Source organism: uncultured Winogradskyella sp. (assembly GCF_947495255.1).
GTDB lineage: Bacteria > Bacteroidota > Bacteroidia > Flavobacteriales > Flavobacteriaceae > Winogradskyella.
In genome coordinates this window covers 62,126-83,159 of sequence record NZ_CANLYI010000012.1, presented here as the reverse complement: position 1 = coordinate 83,159, position 21,034 = coordinate 62,126, and the positions used below count along the sequence as shown (strand labels likewise).

At 30.7% G+C, this 21,034-nt stretch carries 21 protein-coding genes; 10 read left to right on the top strand and 11 right to left on the bottom strand.

Annotated elements, in window-relative coordinates:
* Positions 1-12: 12 nt before the first annotated feature.
* From Q0807_RS17715 to Q0807_RS17690, 6 genes are all read right to left on the bottom strand, one after another.
* Positions 13-627, bottom strand: a complete 615-nt coding sequence (locus Q0807_RS17715) for an ElyC/SanA/YdcF family protein (protein WP_299112359.1) — start codon at positions 625-627, stop codon at positions 13-15.
* A complete protein-coding gene (locus tag Q0807_RS17710) occupies positions 624-1,142 on the bottom strand; it encodes a Coq4 family protein (RefSeq protein WP_299112357.1) in 519 nt (172 codons plus the stop codon). The genes Q0807_RS17715 and Q0807_RS17710 overlap by 4 nt, the downstream gene beginning before the upstream one ends.
* A gap of 330 nt (positions 1,143-1,472) precedes the next feature.
* A complete protein-coding gene (locus Q0807_RS17705) occupies positions 1,473-2,867 on the bottom strand; it encodes a DUF4173 domain-containing protein (RefSeq protein WP_299112355.1) in 1,395 nt (464 codons plus the stop codon).
* A gap of 92 nt (positions 2,868-2,959) precedes the next feature.
* On the bottom strand, positions 2,960-3,724 hold the full coding sequence (locus Q0807_RS17700) for an oxygenase MpaB family protein (protein WP_299112353.1): 765 nt from the start codon (positions 3,722-3,724) through the stop codon (positions 2,960-2,962).
* Positions 3,725-4,018: a transcriptional regulator gene (locus tag Q0807_RS17695; RefSeq protein WP_299112351.1), complete on the bottom strand. Its 294-nt coding sequence runs from the start codon at positions 4,016-4,018 to the stop codon at positions 3,725-3,727. It lies immediately after the preceding gene.
* Positions 4,019-4,085: 67 nt separating this feature from the next.
* Positions 4,086-4,697 (bottom strand): hypothetical protein, encoded by a 612-nt coding sequence (locus tag Q0807_RS17690; RefSeq protein WP_299112349.1) that lies wholly within the window; start codon positions 4,695-4,697, stop codon positions 4,086-4,088.
* A 107-nt stretch (positions 4,698-4,804) separates the two neighbouring features.
* Between Q0807_RS17690 and Q0807_RS17685 the strand changes: the two genes are divergently transcribed.
* Complete coding sequence (locus Q0807_RS17685; protein WP_299112347.1) at positions 4,805-5,158, top strand: hypothetical protein; 354 nt, start codon at positions 4,805-4,807, stop codon at positions 5,156-5,158.
* 115 nt (positions 5,159-5,273) lie between these two features.
* Positions 5,274-7,820 (top strand): adenosylcobalamin-dependent ribonucleoside-diphosphate reductase, encoded by a 2,547-nt coding sequence (locus Q0807_RS17680; protein ID WP_299112346.1) that lies wholly within the window; start codon positions 5,274-5,276, stop codon positions 7,818-7,820.
* A gap of 202 nt (positions 7,821-8,022) precedes the next feature.
* Here Q0807_RS17680 and Q0807_RS17675 read toward each other — a convergent pair whose 3' ends face one another.
* Entirely contained in the window at positions 8,023-8,346 is a 324-nt protein-coding gene (locus tag Q0807_RS17675; protein ID WP_299112344.1) for a hypothetical protein, read from the bottom strand.
* Between the two features lie 151 nt (positions 8,347-8,497).
* On the opposite strand from Q0807_RS17675, the gene Q0807_RS17670 reads away from it, so the two are divergent.
* Positions 8,498-8,866 carry a DUF1801 domain-containing protein gene (locus Q0807_RS17670; RefSeq protein ID WP_299112342.1) on the top strand — a complete coding sequence of 123 codons (369 nt, stop codon included), beginning with the start codon at positions 8,498-8,500 and terminating at the stop codon, positions 8,864-8,866.
* A 3-nt stretch (positions 8,867-8,869) separates the two neighbouring features.
* Here the strand turns inward: Q0807_RS17670 and Q0807_RS17665 are convergent, their stop codons facing one another.
* The 4 genes from Q0807_RS17665 to Q0807_RS17650 form a co-directional block, all read right to left on the bottom strand.
* Positions 8,870-9,727 (bottom strand): hypothetical protein, encoded by an 858-nt coding sequence (locus Q0807_RS17665; RefSeq protein WP_299112340.1) that lies wholly within the window; start codon positions 9,725-9,727, stop codon positions 8,870-8,872.
* Positions 9,728-9,783: 56 nt separating this feature from the next.
* Positions 9,784-10,602: a 3-deoxy-8-phosphooctulonate synthase gene (gene kdsA / locus Q0807_RS17660; protein WP_299112338.1), complete on the bottom strand. Its 819-nt coding sequence runs from the start codon at positions 10,600-10,602 to the stop codon at positions 9,784-9,786.
* A gap of 87 nt (positions 10,603-10,689) precedes the next feature.
* Entirely contained in the window at positions 10,690-11,235 is a 546-nt protein-coding gene (locus tag Q0807_RS17655) for a hypothetical protein (protein WP_299112336.1), read from the bottom strand.
* Positions 11,236-11,403: 168 nt separating this feature from the next.
* Complete coding sequence (locus Q0807_RS17650; RefSeq protein WP_299112334.1) at positions 11,404-11,763, bottom strand: hypothetical protein; 360 nt, start codon at positions 11,761-11,763, stop codon at positions 11,404-11,406.
* 212 nt (positions 11,764-11,975) lie between these two features.
* Here Q0807_RS17650 and typA point away from each other — a divergent pair, with 212 nt between their 5' ends.
* The 7 genes from typA to Q0807_RS17615 all read left to right on the top strand — a co-directional run bounded on the left by typA (position 11,976) and on the right by Q0807_RS17615 (position 21,034).
* Entirely contained in the window at positions 11,976-13,772 is a 1,797-nt protein-coding gene (gene typA / locus Q0807_RS17645) for a translational GTPase TypA (protein WP_299112332.1), read from the top strand.
* Between the two features lie 150 nt (positions 13,773-13,922).
* Complete coding sequence (locus Q0807_RS17640; RefSeq protein WP_299112330.1) at positions 13,923-14,918, top strand: GNAT family N-acetyltransferase; 996 nt, start codon at positions 13,923-13,925, stop codon at positions 14,916-14,918.
* A 25-nt stretch (positions 14,919-14,943) separates the two neighbouring features.
* Positions 14,944-16,389, top strand: a complete 1,446-nt coding sequence (locus Q0807_RS17635; RefSeq protein WP_299112327.1) for an MBOAT family protein — start codon at positions 14,944-14,946, stop codon at positions 16,387-16,389.
* A 2-nt stretch (positions 16,390-16,391) separates the two neighbouring features.
* Positions 16,392-17,306, top strand: coding sequence for a hypothetical protein (locus Q0807_RS17630; protein ID WP_299112325.1), 915 nt, complete (start codon positions 16,392-16,394; stop codon positions 17,304-17,306).
* Between the two features lie 16 nt (positions 17,307-17,322).
* A complete protein-coding gene (locus tag Q0807_RS17625) occupies positions 17,323-18,423 on the top strand; it encodes a DegT/DnrJ/EryC1/StrS aminotransferase family protein (RefSeq protein ID WP_299112323.1) in 1,101 nt (366 codons plus the stop codon).
* Entirely contained in the window at positions 18,424-19,740 is a 1,317-nt protein-coding gene (locus Q0807_RS17620) for an O-antigen translocase (protein WP_299112321.1), read from the top strand. It begins immediately after the preceding gene.
* A gap of 4 nt (positions 19,741-19,744) precedes the next feature.
* On the top strand, positions 19,745-21,034 hold the full coding sequence (locus Q0807_RS17615) for an O-antigen translocase (protein ID WP_299112319.1): 1,290 nt from the start codon (positions 19,745-19,747) through the stop codon (positions 21,032-21,034).

Here is a 21,034-nt window from a genome sequence, read left to right as displayed (position 1 = left end):
TATTTTTTTAAATTATTTGATGGCGATTTTGTCACCCAAGAATTTTGGTTCTACATTAAAAAGTAAATCTAAACTGGCTTTTGCGCGTGCTAAATATTCTCTTGTAGGTCTTTTAAATACATCTTTAGCATTATAAGCTATTGCGTTTATTCCGAAATGTTGTGCGATATAAATGGCACGTTCATTATGAAATTTTTGAGAGATAATTGTAATCGCATCTTGTCCGAAAATTTCTTTGGCTCTAACTATAGAATCTAATGTTCTAAAACCTGCATAATCTAAAAATATGCGCTCTGCAGGAATCCCTTTTTCAATCAAATCGTTCTTAAAATCGGTAGGTTCATCATAGTCTTTTCGGCTATTGTCACCACTTACTAAAATGTATTCTATTTTACCTGCATTATAAAGTGCAACAGCAGCATCAACTCGGTGTTTGTAGAATAGATTAATGTTACCACTTGGTGCCAAACGGCTTGCACCAAGTACGAGTCCTACTTTGTTTTTGGGTATACTTTCTATATCATTATAACTAAGTCCTTTGGTTTTATAACCAACCCAATGAAAGGTTACTAAAACACCAATAAGCATTAGGATTAATGAGGTGACTACTATTTTTAATTTTTTCATGCTGCAATGAGTTTAAGAGTTAATAATTCGTTTTTTGTGAAAATGGCATCTCTAAAATCTGAAATGGAAACGTTTAATAATTTTTGATAATCAAAATGATGAAACGTATTTGCAGTCTTTCCTGTTTTAAAGGATTTATAGTAATATTTATAATAATCTGGAAGGATAGCAATCCCAAGAATTATTGCGCCATACAAATACGGACTCCTTTTACCGTTGCCATAACAAAGGCATTGTAATGCAATTTCGTCTTCTACTTTAGTGCTGTAACCACAAAGCACATGGTAGCAATCGTGTCGTTCTACTTTTGGGATTAATTCAAAATTATTTTCATTTAAAAACTCGCCTAAATGTCTGCCAAAAGAAGGTTTTGGAAATGTTAGTAAATCTGCCTTTGAAACAGACCAAGGTTGATGATTTTTAAACATTGAAGTATAAATACGTTGCGAATGCTCAAACATCCAAATAATGAGTTGCTTTCGCTGATGTTTTATAAATTTGAATAGGTTGTTCATGGTAATTTGGGTTGAGATTGTTCAATAGATTCTTTGACTGTACTATACTTTCTTTTACAGTGTTTTAGTTTGTAGTTCCAGATTAAAAGGGCTAGAAAATATGTGCTTAAAAAATAGTATAGAGAGCTGTATGTAAAGTCGAGTTTTATAATTACTATTAAACTTAAGCCGATTAACACTATCATATAATAAGGGAACTGGGTTTTAAATACATATAATTTGTCATTAGGTTTTTTTGAAAACCAAAACATACAAGAGATACTAATTCTAAGAATTATAAATGTAAATCCGCCAACAATAAGACTAACAAAAATTATAAATGTTGCCATCTTATTTTGTGCTTAGTTTAAAGAAATCATACTGTAATTCTTGCCAATTATTGGTTCTTAATTTATAAACGTAGTCGTTGTATTTATTTTTTATAAGTTGAATAGAATCTTCATCTAAAGTTTTAGAAGCTAACTGTTCATTTAACAATAATGTGTTGTTATTTGAGAGGTTATACAAATAGTTAAAATCCATTGATTTTGCATAATTGAAGTTGTAATTGGTAATGTGATAATCCCAATTTACAGTACTAGATACTATAAGAATTATAAAGGCAGCTTGTGTATTTACTCTAAATAAATACCAGTTGTTTTTTATAGCACCTATTTTTAGTAATGTTGTTACAAGACCAATAGTTGCTAGAATTAAATAGACTAAAACACCAATTCTTTTGTAAGTCAATCCAAAATAATAGATGTACTGACTGTTTTTAAATGTGATACTGAAAACTAGAAGGATGTTAAGAATTATCCAAGTATAAGCTAAACGCTTCAAGATGTTATTTTGCTCGTAAAAGTTGAGGTTACCTCTAAAGACGTAGAGTAAAATCATTATGGCAATCACAATAGAAGCGATTAGTGCATTGATGCCATTATGAACTTGTGCGGAAAAAACTGAAGCTCTTAAGTCTAATTCTGAAGTTAAGAAGGCTACATCAGTAATTAAATACAATACAATTAGTGCATTTAATAATGAAATAAGAATAACACCAAGTTGATTTTCTTGTTTTAATTTAGGAATTGAAAACGTATCAGTTTTATGTAAGCTGTTTTCGGTTTTTAAATCTAATTCGGTTGCTGGTTCAACTTCAATTGGTGCATATATATTATTGAATAGATAGTAACCTAGGCCAGCAACTAATATCCATCTTATATTAATAAAGCTAAAATCTATTTTTTCAATGATATTGCTAAAGACAGGATTACCTTCTTTGTAAAGTGCAATAAAGGCTATAAGGATTACAGCCGGAATTAATATGATTTTCGCCCAATGAAAATAGTCAATAGGTTCTTTGTCTTCTTGGGCTTCAACAGTTATTTTGGTTTCTTTATTGGCAAAATTGCGATGAAAGAAACCAGCAATGGTTGTATACAATCCATTAAGCCAATTAACATAAATAGAAGATTTTGTTTCAGAAAGATGACCAATCAACGTGAAAAATGCTACCAAATTAGCAATGATTGAAAGTGTAGAATTATGAAAAAATATAGTTAAACCTGTGATAAGATAAACTGTAGAATAGATTAAGGTTTTTCTATTTTTAAAATTCGATTGATTATTAATAAAAAGAATTGCAACCGTAAGAATACTAAATAAAAACAGGTTAAGTCCAATAGATTGGTCGTAGAAGAAGGTGCTAAATAGAAGGGCTGAAATGAAGAGTGCTAATTTTTTCATAGTTGAATTATTTTAAAGTACTTTGAAATTCAAAGTAAATGATTAAAAAAAGCGACATACTTAGTGTAGTCGAAATATTGGGTTTCGTTAATTTATGATGTTGTAATGTTTAATCGTTTTATATCTTGTTTGTATGCGGTTGGTAATATGACATCTTTTAAAATCCAATCGATTTTCAAACTTCTAAAAATTTTATAAGTTGAAATCAATGGTTTTAATAATGATACTTGTCTAAGTTTAAGTAATTCTCTAACGGTATTTGGTAATAAAAGTATCTGAGACTCTAATAACATACGATATCTAAAAAGACCTAAATGTTTTCTATATTGTTTGTATAAGTCTTCAGTATATTCTCCGTTTTTTAAATTTTGGTTGAGGTGTTCATTCCTTGCAATTTCAAAATCAGAGTAGGTCAGTGGTAGGTTTTTTATGCCCATTCTTTTGCCAACATTTCCAAATACATTGAGTACTTCTTGTTTTTCTTCGGTTTGCAATGGTCGCTCTAATAGTTCATACGAACGAATAGAATAATCTATCAACATAAACAATACATCTTTGTAAGCCCATTCCGGAATTTTTGCACCGCGTTTATTTTCAACACTAGAGTGAATTGCTGTAATATGGTCAATTGCTTTTATGGCTGCGTCTTTTTCTGAAAACACAATCGCTTTTGCGTAATTCACAGTAGAAAACAATCTACCCAAAGGGTCAGACGGAAGCTTGCCGGTAAAATAAAGCCAGTCTACGGCTTTGTTTGTGGCAAACTCAGCAGAAGCACCAGCAAAAACAATAAGAATGGTGTCGCTTGTTCCCCAGATTTCTCTGACTATTGAGTTTTTATTAACGTAGTATTCCATTTAAGTTTTATGAATTAATTTTTCGAGCGCTTCAATATGTTTTTTAAATTCTAGTTTTCCTAGTTTAGTTACACTGTATCTTGTGTTTGGTTTTCTTCCAATAAATTGTTTTTCAACCAAAATATAGTCTGCTTTTTCTAATGCTTTTGTGTGGCTAGCCAAATTACCATCAGTTGCTCCTAACAATTCTTTCAGCATTTTAAAATCGGCATACTCGTTTACCATAAGAACAGACATAATACCAAGCCGTATTCTATGGTCAAAAAGTTTATTTATGTTTGTTATTATGCTCAAAAGTTTGTTGTTAGTTGATGATTTTCAGTATTCTTTACGACTATGTGCCTGTGCGAGAAACTTATTTTCATTTTACATCATATTTAAAGTGCATCCAAGTACCATAAATAATATGCATAATGCCAAAGCCAATAGCCCAAAGCCAAAATCCGTATCCAGGATAATAACTTGCTATTAAGCCTAAAACAATTTGAATATACCCTAAATACTGAATATCTCCAATACTATATTTTGATGCGCTAACTAAGGCTAAACCATAAAAAATAAGCATTAAGCCACCTGTTTGTCCGTATCTGCCTTGACTTAAAATAATCATGCAATAAATTCCGCCAACGGCTAAAGGAATAAGGAAATTTAATAATAGACGTTTAGAGGAGTTGTCCCACATTTTATCACCTGTTTTTTTAGCTTTTCTTGTTGTAAGTATAATACCAGTAACAGCACTTAATATTGCTATCATCATAAGAACAAACATGCAAGCCCAAAATACCCAACCATGAAATATGTATAATGTACCACTACTATAAGTGATAACTAAATAATAGGCGATTGCGGCACCAATGAGTGCGTAGATACCTGCAAGTATTCCAGATAACCCGCTCAAAGAAATAAATCGAGATGATTTATTCATAAGATTTTTAATCTCACTGATGTCTTTTAGATAATCTTTGTCGCTCATAATTAAAGTACTTTGAAATACAAAGTAAAATAAATAAATCGGATTGAACAAATTTATTTTAGAGTTTTAGCTAAATTTAGCATCTAATAATTAAAATAAATAATACTATGATTGGATTGCTCTTAACAATAGCTAATATTTCTGGAGGTATTTTACTAGGACTTGCAACACTAGACAAATGGGATGGTGAAAGCAATTTTTTTAATAATATTGCTGGCAAATTAGTGCCTTTTCAAACTGTTATTGGTGGAGCACTTGTAATATTAGCCATACTTACTTTTAGAGGAAGTCTACTATTTAACATTGTTAGTATTCTAGGTGGTATCCTATTATTAACTCATGTATTTAGCAAAGTACCAGCTTTAGAAACAAGTTTAAGAAAGCTATCTGCGACACTCATGCCTTTTAAAGCAATCATAGGAATTGCACTTATCGTAATCGGGATTTTAAGAATTTTCTAAAATTCAATTAACAATCTTTTTCACTTATTAACAAGTATGACAAAAGTCATCTTTTAGGGTAGGCTGAAGCTTAATTTTGTGGTTCACTTTTTATAAAATAAAATCTGTTTCCACTATGAGTCAAGCCGTTTCACCCTCAAAATCATTCACTTACAAAGAAGTTTTAGAAGAGTCTCTAGATTATTTTAATAACGATGAACTTGCCGCAACTACTTGGATTAATAAGTATTGTTTAAAAGATAAACAGGGGAATTTTCTAGAAAAATCTCCCGATGACATGCACTTGCGCATGGCAAAACAATTTGGTCGTATTGAGCAAAAGTATGACCTAAAAGAAACGGTTAAAGATAATTTATCAGCTTACGGAAAAAAAAGAAAACCATTAGACGACACTAAAATTTACAATCTCTTTAAGGATTTTAAATATGTAATTCCACAAGGAAGTGTGATGTTTGGTTTAGGTAATGACCAAGTTATTGCATCATTATCTAATTGTATTGTGGTGCCATCGGTTTTAGATTCTTATGGAGGCGTTTGTTATACAGATGAGCAATTAGCACAATTATTTAAAAGACGTTGTGGCGTTGGTGTAGATTTATCTGAGTTACGACCAAAAAATGCCCTTGTATCTAATGCAGCTGGTTCTACAACAGGAGCTGTGTCGTTTATGGATCGCTTTTCTAATACCACAAGAGAAGTAGCACAAAACGGAAGACGTGGTGCGTTAATGTTAACGATGGATGTAAAGCATCCAGACATAGAAGATTTTATTACCATAAAACAAGATTTAACTAAGATTACAGGTGCTAATATTTCTATTCGTTTGTCTGATGAATTTATGCAGGCTGTAGTTAACGACACTAAATTTACACTACAGTGGCCAATAGAAAGTAAAGACCCAAAATACACCAAAGAAATAGACGCAAAAGACCTTTGGAATAAGATTATAACCTGTGCGCATAATACAGCAGAACCAGGTTTAATTTTTTGGGATAGACAACATCACTATTCTACATCTTCTGTATATCCAGAATTTAAAAATAGTTCTACCAATCCATGTTCCGAAATAGCAATGCAAGGTGGTGATAGTTGCCGATTGATAGCAGTTAATCTATTCAGTTTTGTTGAAGCTCCTTTTACTAAAAAAGCAAAATTCAATTTTAAGAAATTCTATGAAGTGGTTTATGAAACACAACGTTTAATGGACGATTTAGTAGATTTAGAATTAGAGGCTGTAGAACGTATTTTAGATAAAATTAATAAAGATACTGAGCCAGATACAATTAAACGTACTGAGAAGGAAACTTGGGAATTATTAAAAGAAACTGGTAAAAAAGGAAGACGAACAGGATTAGGGTTTACGGCTTTAGCAGATGCAGTGGCAGCCTTAGGAATTAAGATTGATACAGATGAAGGTTTAGCTGTAGTAGATGAGCTAATGAAAACAAAAATGACTGCAGAGTTTGATTGTAGTATTGATATGGCAATTACAAGAGGTCAGTTTGAGGTATTTAATAGAAACATTGAGGATACTTCAGAATTTGTACAGATGATGGCAGAAGAATTTCCTGAAACTTACGAAAGAATGATGGAACATGGTCGTAGAAATATTTCTATCAGTACTGTTGCACCAACAGGTTCTTTGAGTATGTTAGCGCAAGTATCTTCTGGTATTGAGCCTGTATTTTTATTGTCTTACGTAAGACGAAGAAAAGTAAACACCAATGATGAAAATACCAAAATCGATTTTATTGATGACTTAGGTGATGCGTTTGAAGAATTTACCGTGTATCACAAAAAGTTTGAAACTTGGATGAATACAACTGGTAAAACTGAAATTGCAGACAGTCCTTATGCAGGTGCAACAGCACCAGAAATAGATTGGAAAAAACGAGTAGAATTGCAAGCCTTAGTTCAAAAATATACCACACATTCAATTAGTTCAACTATTAACTTGGCTGCCGATGTTACTGTAGATTTGGTAGGTGATATTTATGTAGATTCTTGGCAAAAAGGCTTAAAAGGAATTACGGTTTATAGAGATGGTTCTCGTAGTGGAATTTTAGTAGCTAAAGATGATAAATCAGAAGACGAATCAACAACAATCACTGAAACGTTAGTCGCGAAAAGACCAGATAGAGTAGAGGCAGAAATTGTCCGTTTCCATAATGAATCTGAAAAATGGCTAGCTGTTATTGGTTTTGTAGACGGACGACCTTACGAGATTTTTACAGGAAAAATGAAAGATGCCTTTAATCTACCTCAATGGGTAGAAAAAGGTTGGGTTATTAAAGGTAGAAATGATGATGGTTCCTCACGTTACGATTTTCAATATATAGATAATGAAGGTTATAAAATTACAATAGAAGGCTTATCTCGATCGTTTAATAAAGAGTTTTGGAATTATGCAAAATTGATTTCAGGTGTGTTACGTCACGGAATGCCAATTCCATATGTGGTAGATTTAATTCAGAATTTAAATTTATACGACGATCATATTAATACATGGAAAAATGGTGTAGCCAGAGCCTTAAAACGTTTTGTGCCAGAAGGAACAGAAGCGGTAGATAAAAAATGTCCAAGCTGTAATGATCCAGAAGGTTTAATTTTTGAAGAAGGCTGTTTAAAGTGTAAAAGTTGTGGTTATTCTAAATGTGGGTAACAAATTCCTGTGAAGGCAGTAATTTCATTTATCAGCACGTATCGAACAATAGAAGTCTATATGTCTAAAGTACTCTTAAATTGAGATATTTTTAAGAATAAAAAACAAAACTTAGTTAGTGTTGTCCATTATTATTCTGAATAACACTAACTAAATTTAGTCTATACATTTATGTGATCTTACTAATATTCCATAATATCAATTAAGCACCCAAGCAATTACCAAAATCTGGACAAATGGTAGGTAGAATAATCCAAACATGAATAAAAAATAGAATAAAAAATAGAAGACCTATTAATAGTGCATGTTTAATGTAAACTATGTCACCTTCAGGTTTTATTTTTGGCCATAACAAACCAAAAAGACCTGTAACAAATAATAAGAAAGGAACACCTGAAAATAACATGCGAAATTGTAAACTCATATTTTCTAGAAAACTTCCGTAAAAAACAAAACCAATAATTATTGATAGAATCAATAAAACCCAGTAAATTGTGTTAGTTGTACTATTTTTAATTTTAAGCATGATATTCAGTATTTAGAAATTACTAATACATAAATTTACTAAATATCATAAATAGATTAAATGACCTAGGTCACTCTATTATATAGTTAAGTTGTTTTATATCATTTGTTTATGTTAGGAGTAAATGACACAACTAAAAATTTAAAAGCAAGTGAATCCGGCAGAAGCACACATCCTTAAACAACAAGAACCTTACAAATCTATTTATTTGCATTTGCAAGTCATTATAGAACACACCTTACCAGAAGCAGTTTTGTTGTACAAATGGCGATTGCCATGCTATTATATTGATAAACGACCAATATGCTATATTAATCAAAGTAAAGATTATGTAGATGTTGGCTTTTGGCACTCAGCCCATTTATCTGAGAAATGGAATGCTTATTTAGTAACAGAAAAACGTAAAGTGGTTAAATCTCTACGTTATAAAACACTTAAAGATATTGATGATTCTGTTTTTATTTCAATTTTAAAAGAAGTTGAAGGACTAAAAGAAAAAGGCTTTTATAAAAAGAACTAATTCTTATAATCTAAAAATTCCACCAAGTGCAATAACGCGCTCAAAAAAGTAAAAATTTTGCTCAGCATGTTCAGATGTGTTGCTTGTAGTTCTAATATCATTCATATCAATAAAGCCACCTTTAGCGTCTAGCTGAATGAAAAAGTGTTTAAAAAACGTAAAATTTAAACCAACTCTTGCTGATAAACCATAACCCGAAATATGAAAATCATCATATCTTTCTTTTTGTAAAAGTGTAGTGTTTGTTTTAGGATATAGAACACCTGCTCCAAATCCTTCAGTAATATTTATTTGAAATATATCTGTATTTCCAATTCCGAATAAAGATGAAATATCATCATATCTAGCAATTTCAGTATGCACGTAATTAAGTCCATCCGTGTGTTCAAACTTTAAGAAATTTGAAGATATTAATAGTGTTTCGTTATCAAAATTCCCATTATAGACACTTCCTAATTCATCTGCAGGTAAATCAATGTAGCCATCTACTGTTCTGTATTTATCTCTTTTCATTACATATTTCATATGGTCTACACCAAATGAAATAGTATAATGGTCAGATAGAAAATAACCTATTTTAAAATTGGTTTGAGGAATGGTCATATTTGCCGGATTTATATAATCCACATGCCAGCCTTTAGGTTTATCTTTTGCAGTAGCATCACTGATTGTAAAGTCGTAATTATCGCCTTTAAATCGTATATCAGATTTAGAATATGAATCTCTATTTCCTCCCCAACTTATAAAGAATTTACCTTTGTTGTTGGCAGTGTATTTAGTAGGTTCTTGATCTTGAGCATTTACAAATGAAAAACAAAATGAGAATGCAATAATTAGGGTGATTTTAAAAAAATGAGTCATAATGCAACGCAAAAAAAAATACTAACGTCAGTGAAATAAAATGAATAATAATGCTATTAAAATGAATTAATAGTTTTTCTAATAGCAACTAAATTACTTAATAAACCTTCTAAGTTATCTAAATGTAGCATGTTAGCACCATCACTTTTTGCATTTGCTGGGTCAAAATGAGTTTCAATAAATAAACCATCTACATTATTAACAACACCAGCTCTTGCTATAGTTTCAATCATATCTGGTCGTCCACCAGTAACTCCAATACTTTGGTTGGGTTGTTGAAGTGAATGGGTTACATCTAAAACCGTAGGAGCAAACTTTCTCATGGTTGGTATGCCTCTAAAATCTACAATCATATCTTGGTAACCAAACATAGTTCCGCGATCTGTAATCCATGCTTGTTCGTTACCAGCATCTTTTACTTTCTGTACGGCATGTTTCATTGCTTCCGGACTCATAAATTGTCCTTTTTTCAAATTAACCACTTTACCAGTTTCAGCTGCTGCAACTACTAAATCAGTTTGTCTCACTAAAAATGCTGGAATTTGTAATACATCTACATATTCTGCAGCCATTGCAGCATCAGATGCTTCATGGATATCTGTAACTGTTGGTACATCAAAAGTTTCAGATACTTTTCTAAGAATTTTTAAGGCCTTTTCATTTCCTATTCCTGTAAAACTGTCAATTCTACTGCGGTTTGCTTTTTTAAAACTGCCTTTAAAGACGTAAGGAATTTCTAGTTTGTTGGTGATTTTAATTACTTTTTCTGCAATACGCAATGCCATGTCTTCGCCTTCTATAGCGCATGGTCCACATAGTAAAAAGAAGTTGTTAGAATCTGTATGTTTTAATTTAGGAATAAGTTTAAAATCCATATCAATTTAAAGGCAATAATTAGTGTACAAATATACTATTTAACTATAACTTTTAAACCTTAATATGAACAACATTTATGCAACGGACTATTCGTTAATTGCAAGGTATTCTACATTAACAATTTGGTAGGTGTCTTGTGGAAGAATTCCAGGTTCTATTTCGTATTCTTTGTTCATTGAAAGTATACAGCTAGAATTCGCTGAAATTTCATTACACGGCTCATCAGCATCTGCAGAGAGGTTTCCGGAGTATTCAAGATTTCCGTCGTATATCGTTAATATAGGAAAGCCTGAAACATCAAAATTATTATGATTATTAAGCTGAATCTCATATTGAAGTAATGTGGTGTCATTACCTGTATTTGGTTCATAACTAAAACTTAATATTTCATAAGAAAAATTCTCTAAAACGGGTGCCTCAACAATTTCAGGTACTTCTGGTACTTCAAAATCACAAGAAAATTCTTGTGTTATTATTTGAGTATAGCTCTGATTACCTACAAAATATGTTTGAGGAATTTCGATTGTTTGAGTACATTCATCATCTGATGGGCAACCCAATAAAGTTATAAAAAGTGGTAAACAAATAATAGTTTTTAGTTTTTTGAAATTTAAATTCAGAATTGTGGCCAAAGCTTTAGAATTAATTGTTTTAGTATATAAATATACAATTAAGATGGCTTAGATGTGATGTTTTTTTTGAAATTTAGTTTCAAAGTTTCAAAGTTTCAAAGTTTCAAAGTTTCAAAGTTTAATTCATATTACAGCATCAACCATCAACCATCAACCATCAACCAATTCTCAAAAATTCTTATTTATACTATTTCTAATCATCCAAAGCGACATTACAATATTTCCAATTACTAGTATTCCGCCATAGAATAGAATTTTTTCAATGGTTTCTGTCCAATTTAAAATATGTAATAAGTTAAAAATATACGCAAATATTAAATATGAAGAAAAACAAACAAAACTAATTCCCAATGTAAAGTTTAATTTTCTGCTAGGTTTAAATAGTTGCCATAAAAATGGAATGCCAAAGAGTAAAATGGGATATGCAGCAATACCTTCAAGCTTATTTAATGTTGTAAACCAATAAACTATTACCGATAAAAAGTAGAGGTAAGGGATAAATTTAGTGAACTTGCTAATTGTATTCATCTGTTAAATATTAAGGGTTCAGATTAGTCTACGAAATTGAAGTTGTAAAAGCCCAATTAGCGATTGATTTTTGAAAATAGGCTTTACGCTGTTAATCAATTATTTAATGAAAGTTACAACTTCATAAGACCATAATATTAAATAATAACATATTATTAACGTAAAACGCAGAATAAGACGTACATTTGCACGCTTAAAAATCAGCATCAGTTATGGCTAATATTAAAAATATTGCAATTATTGCACACGTCGATCATGGAAAGACAACCTTGGTAGATAAGATTATGTATCACTGTCAATTGTTTCGTGAAAACGAAAATACAGGAGACTTAATTCTAGATAATAATGATCTAGAAAGAGAACGTGGTATTACAATTACTTCTAAAAACGTTTCTGTAGTATATAAAGATACTAAGATTAATATCATTGATACTCCTGGTCACGCCGATTTTGGTGGAGAAGTAGAACGTGTATTAAACATGGCAGATGGTGTAGTATTATTAGTAGATGCTTTTGAAGGCCCAATGCCACAGACACGTTTTGTATTACAAAAGGCTATTGACTTAGGTTTAAAACCTTGTGTTGTAATCAATAAGGTTGATAAGGAAAACTGTACTCCTGATGAAGTACATGAAAAAGTTTTTGACTTAATGTTTGAGCTTGGTGCTGAAGAATGGCAATTAGATTTCCCAACGGTTTATGGTTCTGCAAAGAACAACTGGATGAGTGATGATTGGAGAAATGAAACTGAAAATGTTGAGCCATTATTAGATATGGTTATTGAGCATGTTCCTACACCAAAATTTGAAGAAGGAACTACGCAAATGTTAATTACATCTTTAGATTTTTCTTCTTTTACTGGTCGTATTGCGATTGGAAGAGTACAAAGAGGAAATATTGTAGAAGGACAACAAATCGCTTTGGTAAAAAGAGATGGTACAATTACAAAAAGTAGAATTAAAGAAGTATTTATTTTTGAAGGCTTAGGACGTAAGAAAGTAGAAAGCGTTCAAACAGGAGATATTTGTGCTCTTGTTGGTGTAGAAGGTTTTGAGATTGGAGATACAGTTTCTGATTTAGAAAACCCTGAAGGTTTACAATCAATTGCTATTGATGAGCCTACAATGAGTATGTTATTTACAATTAACGATTCTCCTTTCTTCGGAAAAGATGGAAAATTTGTAACATCTCGTCATATTAAAGATCGTTTAGAAAAAGAATTAGAGAAAAATTTAGCCATGCGTTTAGGCGAAACTGCTACAGCAGATAAGTTTATGGTTTTTGGTCGTGGTGTATTACACTTATCGGTTTTAATTGAAACGATGCGTCGTGAAGGTTACGAATTACAAATTGGACAACCACAAGTAATCATTAGAGAAATTGATGGTGTTAAATGTGAGCCAATTGAAGAATTAACAATTGACCTTCCAGAGACGGTATCTGGTAAAGCTGTAGAGTTTGTAACTAAACGTAAAGGTGAGTTACTAAGTATGGTAACAAAAGGTGAAAGAATGATTTGTGAGTTTATGATTCCTTCTCGTGGTATTATTGGTTTACGTAACCAATTGTTAACAGCAACTGCTGGAGAAGCAATTATGGCACACCGTTTTAAAGAATACCAACCATTAAAAGGTGATATTCCTGGACGTATTTCTGGATCTTTAATATCTATGGAAAACGGAACAGCGATTCCTTATTCAATTGATAAGTTACAAGATAGAGGTAAGTTTTTTGTTGAGCCAGGAGAAAATATTTACGAAGGTCAGGTGATTGGAGAAAACTCTCGTCAAGATGATATGTCTGTAAATATTACAAAAGCTAAAAAGCAAAGTAATGTACGTAGTTCTGGAGCAGATGATAAAGCTAAAATTGTACCAGCAATTAAGTTTTCATTAGAAGAAGCTTTAGAATACATTCAGAAAGATGAATACGTTGAGGTAACACCTAATCACTTAAGATTACGTAAGATTTACTTAAAAGAAACGGATCGTAAGCGTAATAAGTTTTAATCTTAATAGATTAATTATAAATTTAAAAAAGAGAAATCCTTAATTGGGTTTCTCTTTTTTTTGTTACCCAAATTTTGAATAATTCAACTTTATTCTCAATCATTTTAAATTCATTTGGACTTAATAGAAAATTAGGATTATTTTTGATTGATGTCAGATTCTATAATCAAAAACAATTTTAAGGTAGTTAGGTACAACACGTCTTATAAAGACTGTTGGAATTCGTTTGTTACGGAAGCAAAGAACAGTACCTTTTTGTTTCATAGGGATTTTATGGATTATCATAACGACAGATTTCTAGATTTTTCAGTTTTGATTTTTAAAGACGAAGAATTGTATGCCTTACTACCAGCAAATGTTGTAGATAACAAAGTTATTTCTCACCAAGGATTAACTTATGGGAGTTTTATTTTAAAAGATAGTGCTAAATTATTCTATGCGTTTGATGCTTTTAAAGCGATGTTAGCGTTTTATGAAGCCGAAGGTGTAAATAGATTAGAAATTAGAGTTATCCCAACATTTTACAATAAAATGCCGTCTGATGAACTAGATTACTTTCTTTATAAGGCAAATGCACAATTAATAAAAAAAGATGTTTTAATGATTATTGATTACGCTCATAAATTGCGTTTTCAAAAAAACAGAAGGGAGGGTATTAATAAAGCATTACGGTCTGAGTTAGAATTGAAAGTGGATTCTAACTTCAAAGGATTTTGGAAAGATGTGCTGATACCGAATCTAAAAAATAGGCATGGTGTAAAACCTGTTCATTCTTTAAAAGAAATAGAATTGTTGGCCTCTCGTTTTCCAAATAATATAAAGCAAGTTAATATTTACAAAAACAATAAAGTTGTTGCAGGTACCACGGTTTTTTTAACAGAAACCACAGTACATCCGCAATATGTTTCTGGTAATACAGATAAAAATACTTTTGGAAGTTTAGACCTGGCTTATGATTTTATTATCAATAGTATGTGTGATGATAAACGCTATTTCGATTTTAATATTAGTAGTGAAGACAATGGCCTTAAAATAAATGAAGGACTTGTTTTCTGGAAAGAGAGTTGCGGAGCACGCAGTCATACAGCAAATACATATCTTATAGATACATCTTCTCATAAGATGTTAAAAATACCGAAAGTATGATTTCAATTTTATTTAAAGCGATATAATGCTATTTAATTCTATAGATTTTGCTATTTTCATACCTATTGTATTTATACTTTATTGGTTTGTATTTAGGTCTTTAAAGTCGCAAAATGTCTTATTAATTATTGCTAGTTATGTGTTTTACGCATGGTGGGATTGGCGGTTTTTAGGGTTAATTATTGTAAGTACATTAATAGATTATAGCATTGGTTTAGCAATTGATAAGCAGCAAAAAAAGAAATCTAAAAAAACACTACTCACATTAAGTATCTTATTAAATCTGGGTATTTTAGGTTTCTTTAAATATTATAATTTCTTTATTGAAAATTTTAAAGCCGCTTTTCAGCTTTTCGGTAGAGATTTAGATATCAATTATCTCAATATTATATTACCAGTTGGGATAAGTTTCTACACGTTTCAAACCATGAGTTATTCTATAGATATTTATAGAAATAAAATTAAGCCAACCACTAATTTGATTGCTTTTGCGTCTTTTATTTGTTTCTTTCCTCAATTGGTTGCTGGTCCTATAGAACGTGCTTCGAGCTTTTTGCCTCAAGTAGAAAAACGTCGTGTTTTTAATTATGCAAAAGCTACAGATGGATTAAAACAGATACTTTGGGGACTTTTTAAGAAAATAGTTATTGCAGATAATTGTGCTGTTTTTGTTAATGATATTTTTGAAAATTATTCTACCTATTCAGGTAGTACTTTGTTTTTCGGAGCCTTTTTATTTACTATTCAGATTTATTGTGATTTTTCGGGATATTCAGATATAGCTATTGGTGTTTCAAGGTTATTTGGATTTAACTTGAAGAAAAACTTTGCCTTTCCATATTTTTCAAGAAATATAGCTGAATTCTGGAGACGTTGGCACATATCATTGACCACTTGGTTTAAGGACTATTTTTATATTCCTATTGGTGGAAGTAGAGGAAGCAAATGGACGCAATTACGTAATACCTTTGCGATATTTTTAGTGATTGGTCTTTGGCATGGCGCACATTGGAAATTTGTGGTCTATGGTTTTATTAATGCACTTCATTTTGTGCCCTATATTATTAGAGGGAAAAACACAAAATACACCTCTATAATCGCTAATAATAAATGGTTTCCTAATGGTAAAGAGATATTTGGAATGTTTCATACGTTTTTATTTTTAGTCTTTGCTAGGATATTTTTTAGGGCAGATTCTTTAACTAGTGCAGTTGAATTTTTATCGGGTATTTTTTCAAAATCATTATTTAGCTTACCGCAATTATCTAATACAACTGATGCTTTGATATTACTAATTTTAATTATATTCTTTTTTGTGGTTGAATGGTTTGGTAGAGCTAAAGAGCATGCTCTAGAACAAGTGTTTTCAAAATCTAAAAGATATTATAGATTGGCATTCTATTATAGCATAGTATTTCTGATTTTCTATTTTAATGGCGAAGAGCAACAGTTTATTTATTTTCAATTCTAGGTATGAAAAGATTCTTAAAACAGACAGTTCTTTTTTTAATTCCGGTGCTTGTAATCATGATTACGATGGAATTAGCATTACGGCATATACCTAATGATTATGAATTAAAGAACGCACAAATAGCGTTAAAAAAGGAGTCTATTAAAACTTTAATATTAGGAAGTTCTCATAGCCTATATGGTTTTAATCCAGAGTATTTTACAGAAGAAGCTTATAACTTAGGTCATGTTTCACAAACCATAGATTTAGATTATTTATTGCTTAAAAAATATATAAAGGAACTACCAAAATTAAAAACGGTTGTTATACGTTTATCCTACACAACTTTACATGAACAATTAAATGAAAGTACAGAGTCTTGGAGACAGAAAGATTATAACTTGTATTATAATTTAAATGTTTCTAACAAGTTGAAATTGAATAGTGAAGTTTTAAGTGTAAAGCTAAGGAACAATATAAAACGACTTAAAAATTATTATTTAGAGCATGAAGCGTCTATTTCAGTAACAAATTCTGGTTGGGCATTTTTTGAGAAGCCACACGTGGTAAAACCTATAGACGATTTTGGATGGACGGTTGCTAAAAAACATACAGCTAAGGATAATAATCTTGTTGAAGAAAATATTAAATTTCTAGAAAAAATAGTTAATTTATCTAACGAACATAGTGTTAACGTGATATTGGTTACCTTACCAGCGCATAAAAGTTATAGAGATAATTTAAATACGTCGCAATTAGAAATGGTAGTTGCTGCTGGTGAAAAAATGAAAAGGAAATACAGTAATTGTAATTATTTAAATTTGATGCAATCTGATAGTTTTAAAGATATAGATTTTTACGATCCTGATCATTTAAATACAAATGGAGCAAAAAAACTGAGTCTTCTTGTAGATGATTTTATAACGCAATCTAAATAATTGATTAATTTAAATTATGATAAAATTTCTAGACTTACATAAAATCAATAATCGATTTAGAGAAGAATTTAAAGTATCGTTTTCTAAATCTTTAGAAGATTCTTATTATATTCTAGGAAATAATGTTTCTAATTTTGAAAGTGAGTTTGCAAATTACTGTGGTACTAATTTTTGTGTAGGTACTGCCAATGGTTTAGATGCACTTACGCTTATATTAAAAGGCTATATTCAATTAGGTAAATTAAAAAAAGGTGATAAAGTAATTGTACCTGCAAATACATTTATTGCTACTATTTTATCTGTTTTACATGCAGATTTAATCCCTGTTTTGGTTGAGCCCAATCCAAATACTTATAATATTTCTGTTGATGCTATAAAGAAAAATCTTGATGGTGTTAAAGCCATAATTATGGTTCATCTTTATGGTCAGTTGTGTGATGTAGAAAGTCTACAACAATTAGCAAAAGATTATAAGTTGCTATTAATTGAAGATGCAGCTCAGGCTCACGGAGCAATTTCAAAATATAATAATTCTAAAGCAGGAAACTTATCTCATGCAGCTGCTTTTAGTTTTTATCCTAGTAAAAATTTAGGTGCACTTGGTGACGGAGGAGCGGTAACCACAAATGATTCAGAATTAGTTGAAGTTATAAAATTACTTCGCAATTACGGAAGTACAGAAAAATACACGAATAAAATAATTGGTTTCAACAGTCGTTTAGATGATATGCAGGCAGCCTTTTTAAGGATTAAGCTTAAAACATTGGATGCAGACAATGAAAGACGACAAGAAATTGCGAAATTGTATTTAATGGGAATTAATAGTTCTAAAATTAAATTACCATTTTATGAAGGGGCTAATAATCATATATTTTATACGTTTGTTATAGAAGTAGGCGACAGGTTAGGTTTTACTAAGTTCTTAGACTTACATAAAATTGAATGGTTGATTCATTATCCAATTCCACCACATAAACAAGAAGCGTTACAATCATTTTCAGATTTAAAGCTTCCTGTCACTGAAGCTATTCATGAAAGAATAATAAGTTTACCAATGAGTCCTGTAATGCCTAATGAAGATGTTCAGAAAGTCATTGACGTTTTAAATTCCTACTAATTGAAGAAGTTTTTTAATTATATAAATAAAGAAGTTTTAGTACAGTCGGCAGGTCTAAACAGTGCTAATATTGGACTAAAGATTTTATCCGGAATTTTAATTTCAAAATTTATTGCCATATATATTGGTCCTTACGGGATGGCGTTAATTGGGAATCTTCGTAATTTTCTAAGTGTTATTCAATCTTTAGCGATTTCAGGACTTTACAAAGGTGTTGTGAAATTTATTAGCCAAGTAAAGAATGATACCGTTGCGTTAACTAAAACACTATCTACAGTCTTTTATTTTGGCTTTTTCTCTTCCATGCTATTGGCTATTCTTTGCTATTATAATGCCGAATTTATAAATGATTTATTGTTTGCGTCTAATTATAGATACACATATATCATTGAAACATTAGCTATTGTTTTGCCATTCTATGCATTAAATATGTTTGCCTTTTCTATAATGAATGGTTTTTCTAAGCATAAGTATTTGCTAATCATAAATATTTTAGGGCAAGTTTTAGGAGCAGTTGTGACCTTGATTTTAATTTATCAAGAAAATATTAATGGTGCATTAATGGCCATCGTGATTACACCTGCACTTAATTTATTAATTACAATTGTAGGTATAGCATTTAGGAAGAGTTTTATCACTTCGCTGAAGATTACTGAAGTAAGCTTGTCGGTTTTAAAGAATTTAAGTCCGTATATGATTATGGCCTTAGTGAGTGCAATTGCAATTCCGGTTGTAATGATTATTATTAGAAATTATCTTATTTCTGAAATAGGAGTAAAAGGAGCTGGCTATTGGACAGCCATGACAAGAATTTCAGATTATTACCTCATGTTTATTAATTCGTTAATGGCATTATACATTTTACCTCGATTTTCTGAAATAAATTCTAAAAGTGAATTTAAAAGAGAAGTCTTTAGTTTTTACAAAACGGTTATGCCAGTTTTTTTGCTGTTATTGTTTTTAATTTATATCTGTAGGTCGTTATTAGTAAACTTATTGTTTTCTGAAGAGTTTAGGCCTGTAGAAAATCTTTTTGGTTATCAGATATTAGGTGATATTATACGCGTATTAGCCATGGTTATTATCTATAAGTTCTTAGCAAAAAAAATGTTTGGACACTTCCTTATTTTAGAGATTTTTCTTTTTATTATAATGTACTTCTCTAGTGTTTTTCTTATTGATGAGTTTGGCGTAAAAGGAGCTGTAATGGGTCATTTTTATAGTTATTTGTTATACTTTGCTATTATATTATTGATTTTTAATAGTTCTCTTTTCGGAATTTTAAATGATGAAGGATTAGACCAAACTAATAAATAAAAACATGAATTTTCCTAAATTTCTTAGTGGTAATACAGTACTTAAGATAACATCTCTTAATGCAGTGGTTATTTCCATTAGATTAGTTGTTTCTGTTTTTATACAGAGATTATTAGCAGTAACTGTTGGTGAAGCAGGTATAGCCAATATTGGTCAGATTAGAAATTTGCTCGCCATGCTCACAACAACATCGACTTTAGGTGTTTTTTCAGGTGTAGTGAAATATGTTGCACAGTTTAAAGAAGACGAGCCAGAGCTTTCAAAACTATTTTCTACTGTTTCTCTTTTTATGATTATTGGCTCATTAGTGTCTGCTGCAATCTTGTTTTTTGGAGCTTCGTTATTATCCAATTATCTGTTTTATTCACAAGATTATTTATATGTGTTTCAATTGTTAGCTGTAATAGTTCCTTTTGTTGCTATAAATCGAGTTGTAAATGCTGTGGTTAGTGGTTTGTCTGATTATAAACGCTACGCTAAAATTGAATTGATAAGTTACTTATTAGCGGCAGTTGCTTTGTTGATTGGTTTGTTTAGTTCGGATTTAAAAGGTGTAATGATTGCTATTGCCTTAGCACCTGTTATTCAGTTGGTGGTTTTGGCTTTTGTATTCGGTAAAACTTTAAAAAAGTATGTAGAGTTTAAATCATTGCGTCTCAATTTTAATTATAGAAATAAGTTATTAGCATTCACATTAATGTCCTTTATCTCTTCGTTTTTAATTAATTATATAGAGTTAGATATTAGGTCTTTAGTGACTAAGGAAATCAATATAAACGAAGCAGGTTATTGGACAGCCATGACGTTTATTTCAAAAAACTACATGGTATTTGCTACAGGATTATTTACACTTTATGTATTACCAAAATTCGCTAATATTAATAATAAGTTGGAATTTAAGAAGGAGGTTTTCAATATCTATAAAACTATTTTACCCATTTTTGCTTTAGGCATGCTGTTGGTTTATTTTTTGAGAAATCTTATCATTCAATTTGTATATCCAGATTTTACAGGAATGGAACCCTTATTTAAATGGCAACTTTTGGGTGATTTAGTGCGTTTAGCATCTGTAGTTTTGGCACATCAGTTTTTAGCTAAACGGTTAGTGAAAAGTTTTGTAATTACCGAGTTAATTTCACTAGGCTTGTTTTTTGTATTAACAAAGGTATTTATCCCACAATATGGAACAGAAGGTGTTGTTTTAGCCCATTTTGTGAGGTATGTAATTTACTTCTTTGTCGTTGTGCTTTTTATTAAAAATTATTACAATAAAACGGGTTTAGAAACTGAATAA

What these genes read in the sequence shown, in the direction of transcription:
- Q0807_RS17710 (WP_299112357.1), bottom strand. Translation starts at nt 1,142, where the DNA reads ATGAACAACCTATTCAAATTTATAAAACATCAGCGAAAGCAACTCATT.
- Q0807_RS17690 (WP_299112349.1), bottom strand. Translation starts at nt 4,697, where the DNA reads ATGAGCGACAAAGATTATCTAAAAGACATCAGTGAGATTAAAAATCTT.
- kdsA (WP_299112338.1), bottom strand. Translation starts at nt 10,602, where the DNA reads ATGGATTTTAAACTTATTCCTAAATTAAAACATACAGATTCTAACAAC.
- Q0807_RS17650 (WP_299112334.1), bottom strand. Translation starts at nt 11,763, where the DNA reads ATGAATACAATTAGCAAGTTCACTAAATTTATCCCTTACCTCTACTTT.
- typA (WP_299112332.1), top strand. Translation starts at nt 11,976, where the DNA reads ATGGCTAATATTAAAAATATTGCAATTATTGCACACGTCGATCATGGA.
- Q0807_RS17630 (WP_299112325.1), top strand. Translation starts at nt 16,392, where the DNA reads ATGAAAAGATTCTTAAAACAGACAGTTCTTTTTTTAATTCCGGTGCTT.
- Q0807_RS17665 (WP_299112340.1), bottom strand. Translation starts at nt 9,727, where the DNA reads ATGACTCATTTTTTTAAAATCACCCTAATTATTGCATTCTCATTTTGT.
- Q0807_RS17705 (WP_299112355.1), bottom strand. Translation starts at nt 2,867, where the DNA reads ATGAAAAAATTAGCACTCTTCATTTCAGCCCTTCTATTTAGCACCTTC.
- Q0807_RS17680 (WP_299112346.1), top strand. Translation starts at nt 5,274, where the DNA reads ATGAGTCAAGCCGTTTCACCCTCAAAATCATTCACTTACAAAGAAGTT.
- Q0807_RS17715 (WP_299112359.1), bottom strand. Translation starts at nt 627, where the DNA reads ATGAAAAAATTAAAAATAGTAGTCACCTCATTAATCCTAATGCTTATT.
- Q0807_RS17635 (WP_299112327.1), top strand. Translation starts at nt 14,944, where the DNA reads ATGCTATTTAATTCTATAGATTTTGCTATTTTCATACCTATTGTATTT.
- Q0807_RS17700 (WP_299112353.1), bottom strand. Translation starts at nt 3,724, where the DNA reads ATGGAATACTACGTTAATAAAAACTCAATAGTCAGAGAAATCTGGGGA.
- Q0807_RS17685 (WP_299112347.1), top strand. Translation starts at nt 4,805, where the DNA reads ATGATTGGATTGCTCTTAACAATAGCTAATATTTCTGGAGGTATTTTA.
- Q0807_RS17615 (WP_299112319.1), top strand. Translation starts at nt 19,745, where the DNA reads ATGAATTTTCCTAAATTTCTTAGTGGTAATACAGTACTTAAGATAACA.
- Q0807_RS17675 (WP_299112344.1), bottom strand. Translation starts at nt 8,346, where the DNA reads ATGCTTAAAATTAAAAATAGTACAACTAACACAATTTACTGGGTTTTA.
- Q0807_RS17640 (WP_299112330.1), top strand. Translation starts at nt 13,923, where the DNA reads ATGTCAGATTCTATAATCAAAAACAATTTTAAGGTAGTTAGGTACAAC.
- Q0807_RS17625 (WP_299112323.1), top strand. Translation starts at nt 17,323, where the DNA reads ATGATAAAATTTCTAGACTTACATAAAATCAATAATCGATTTAGAGAA.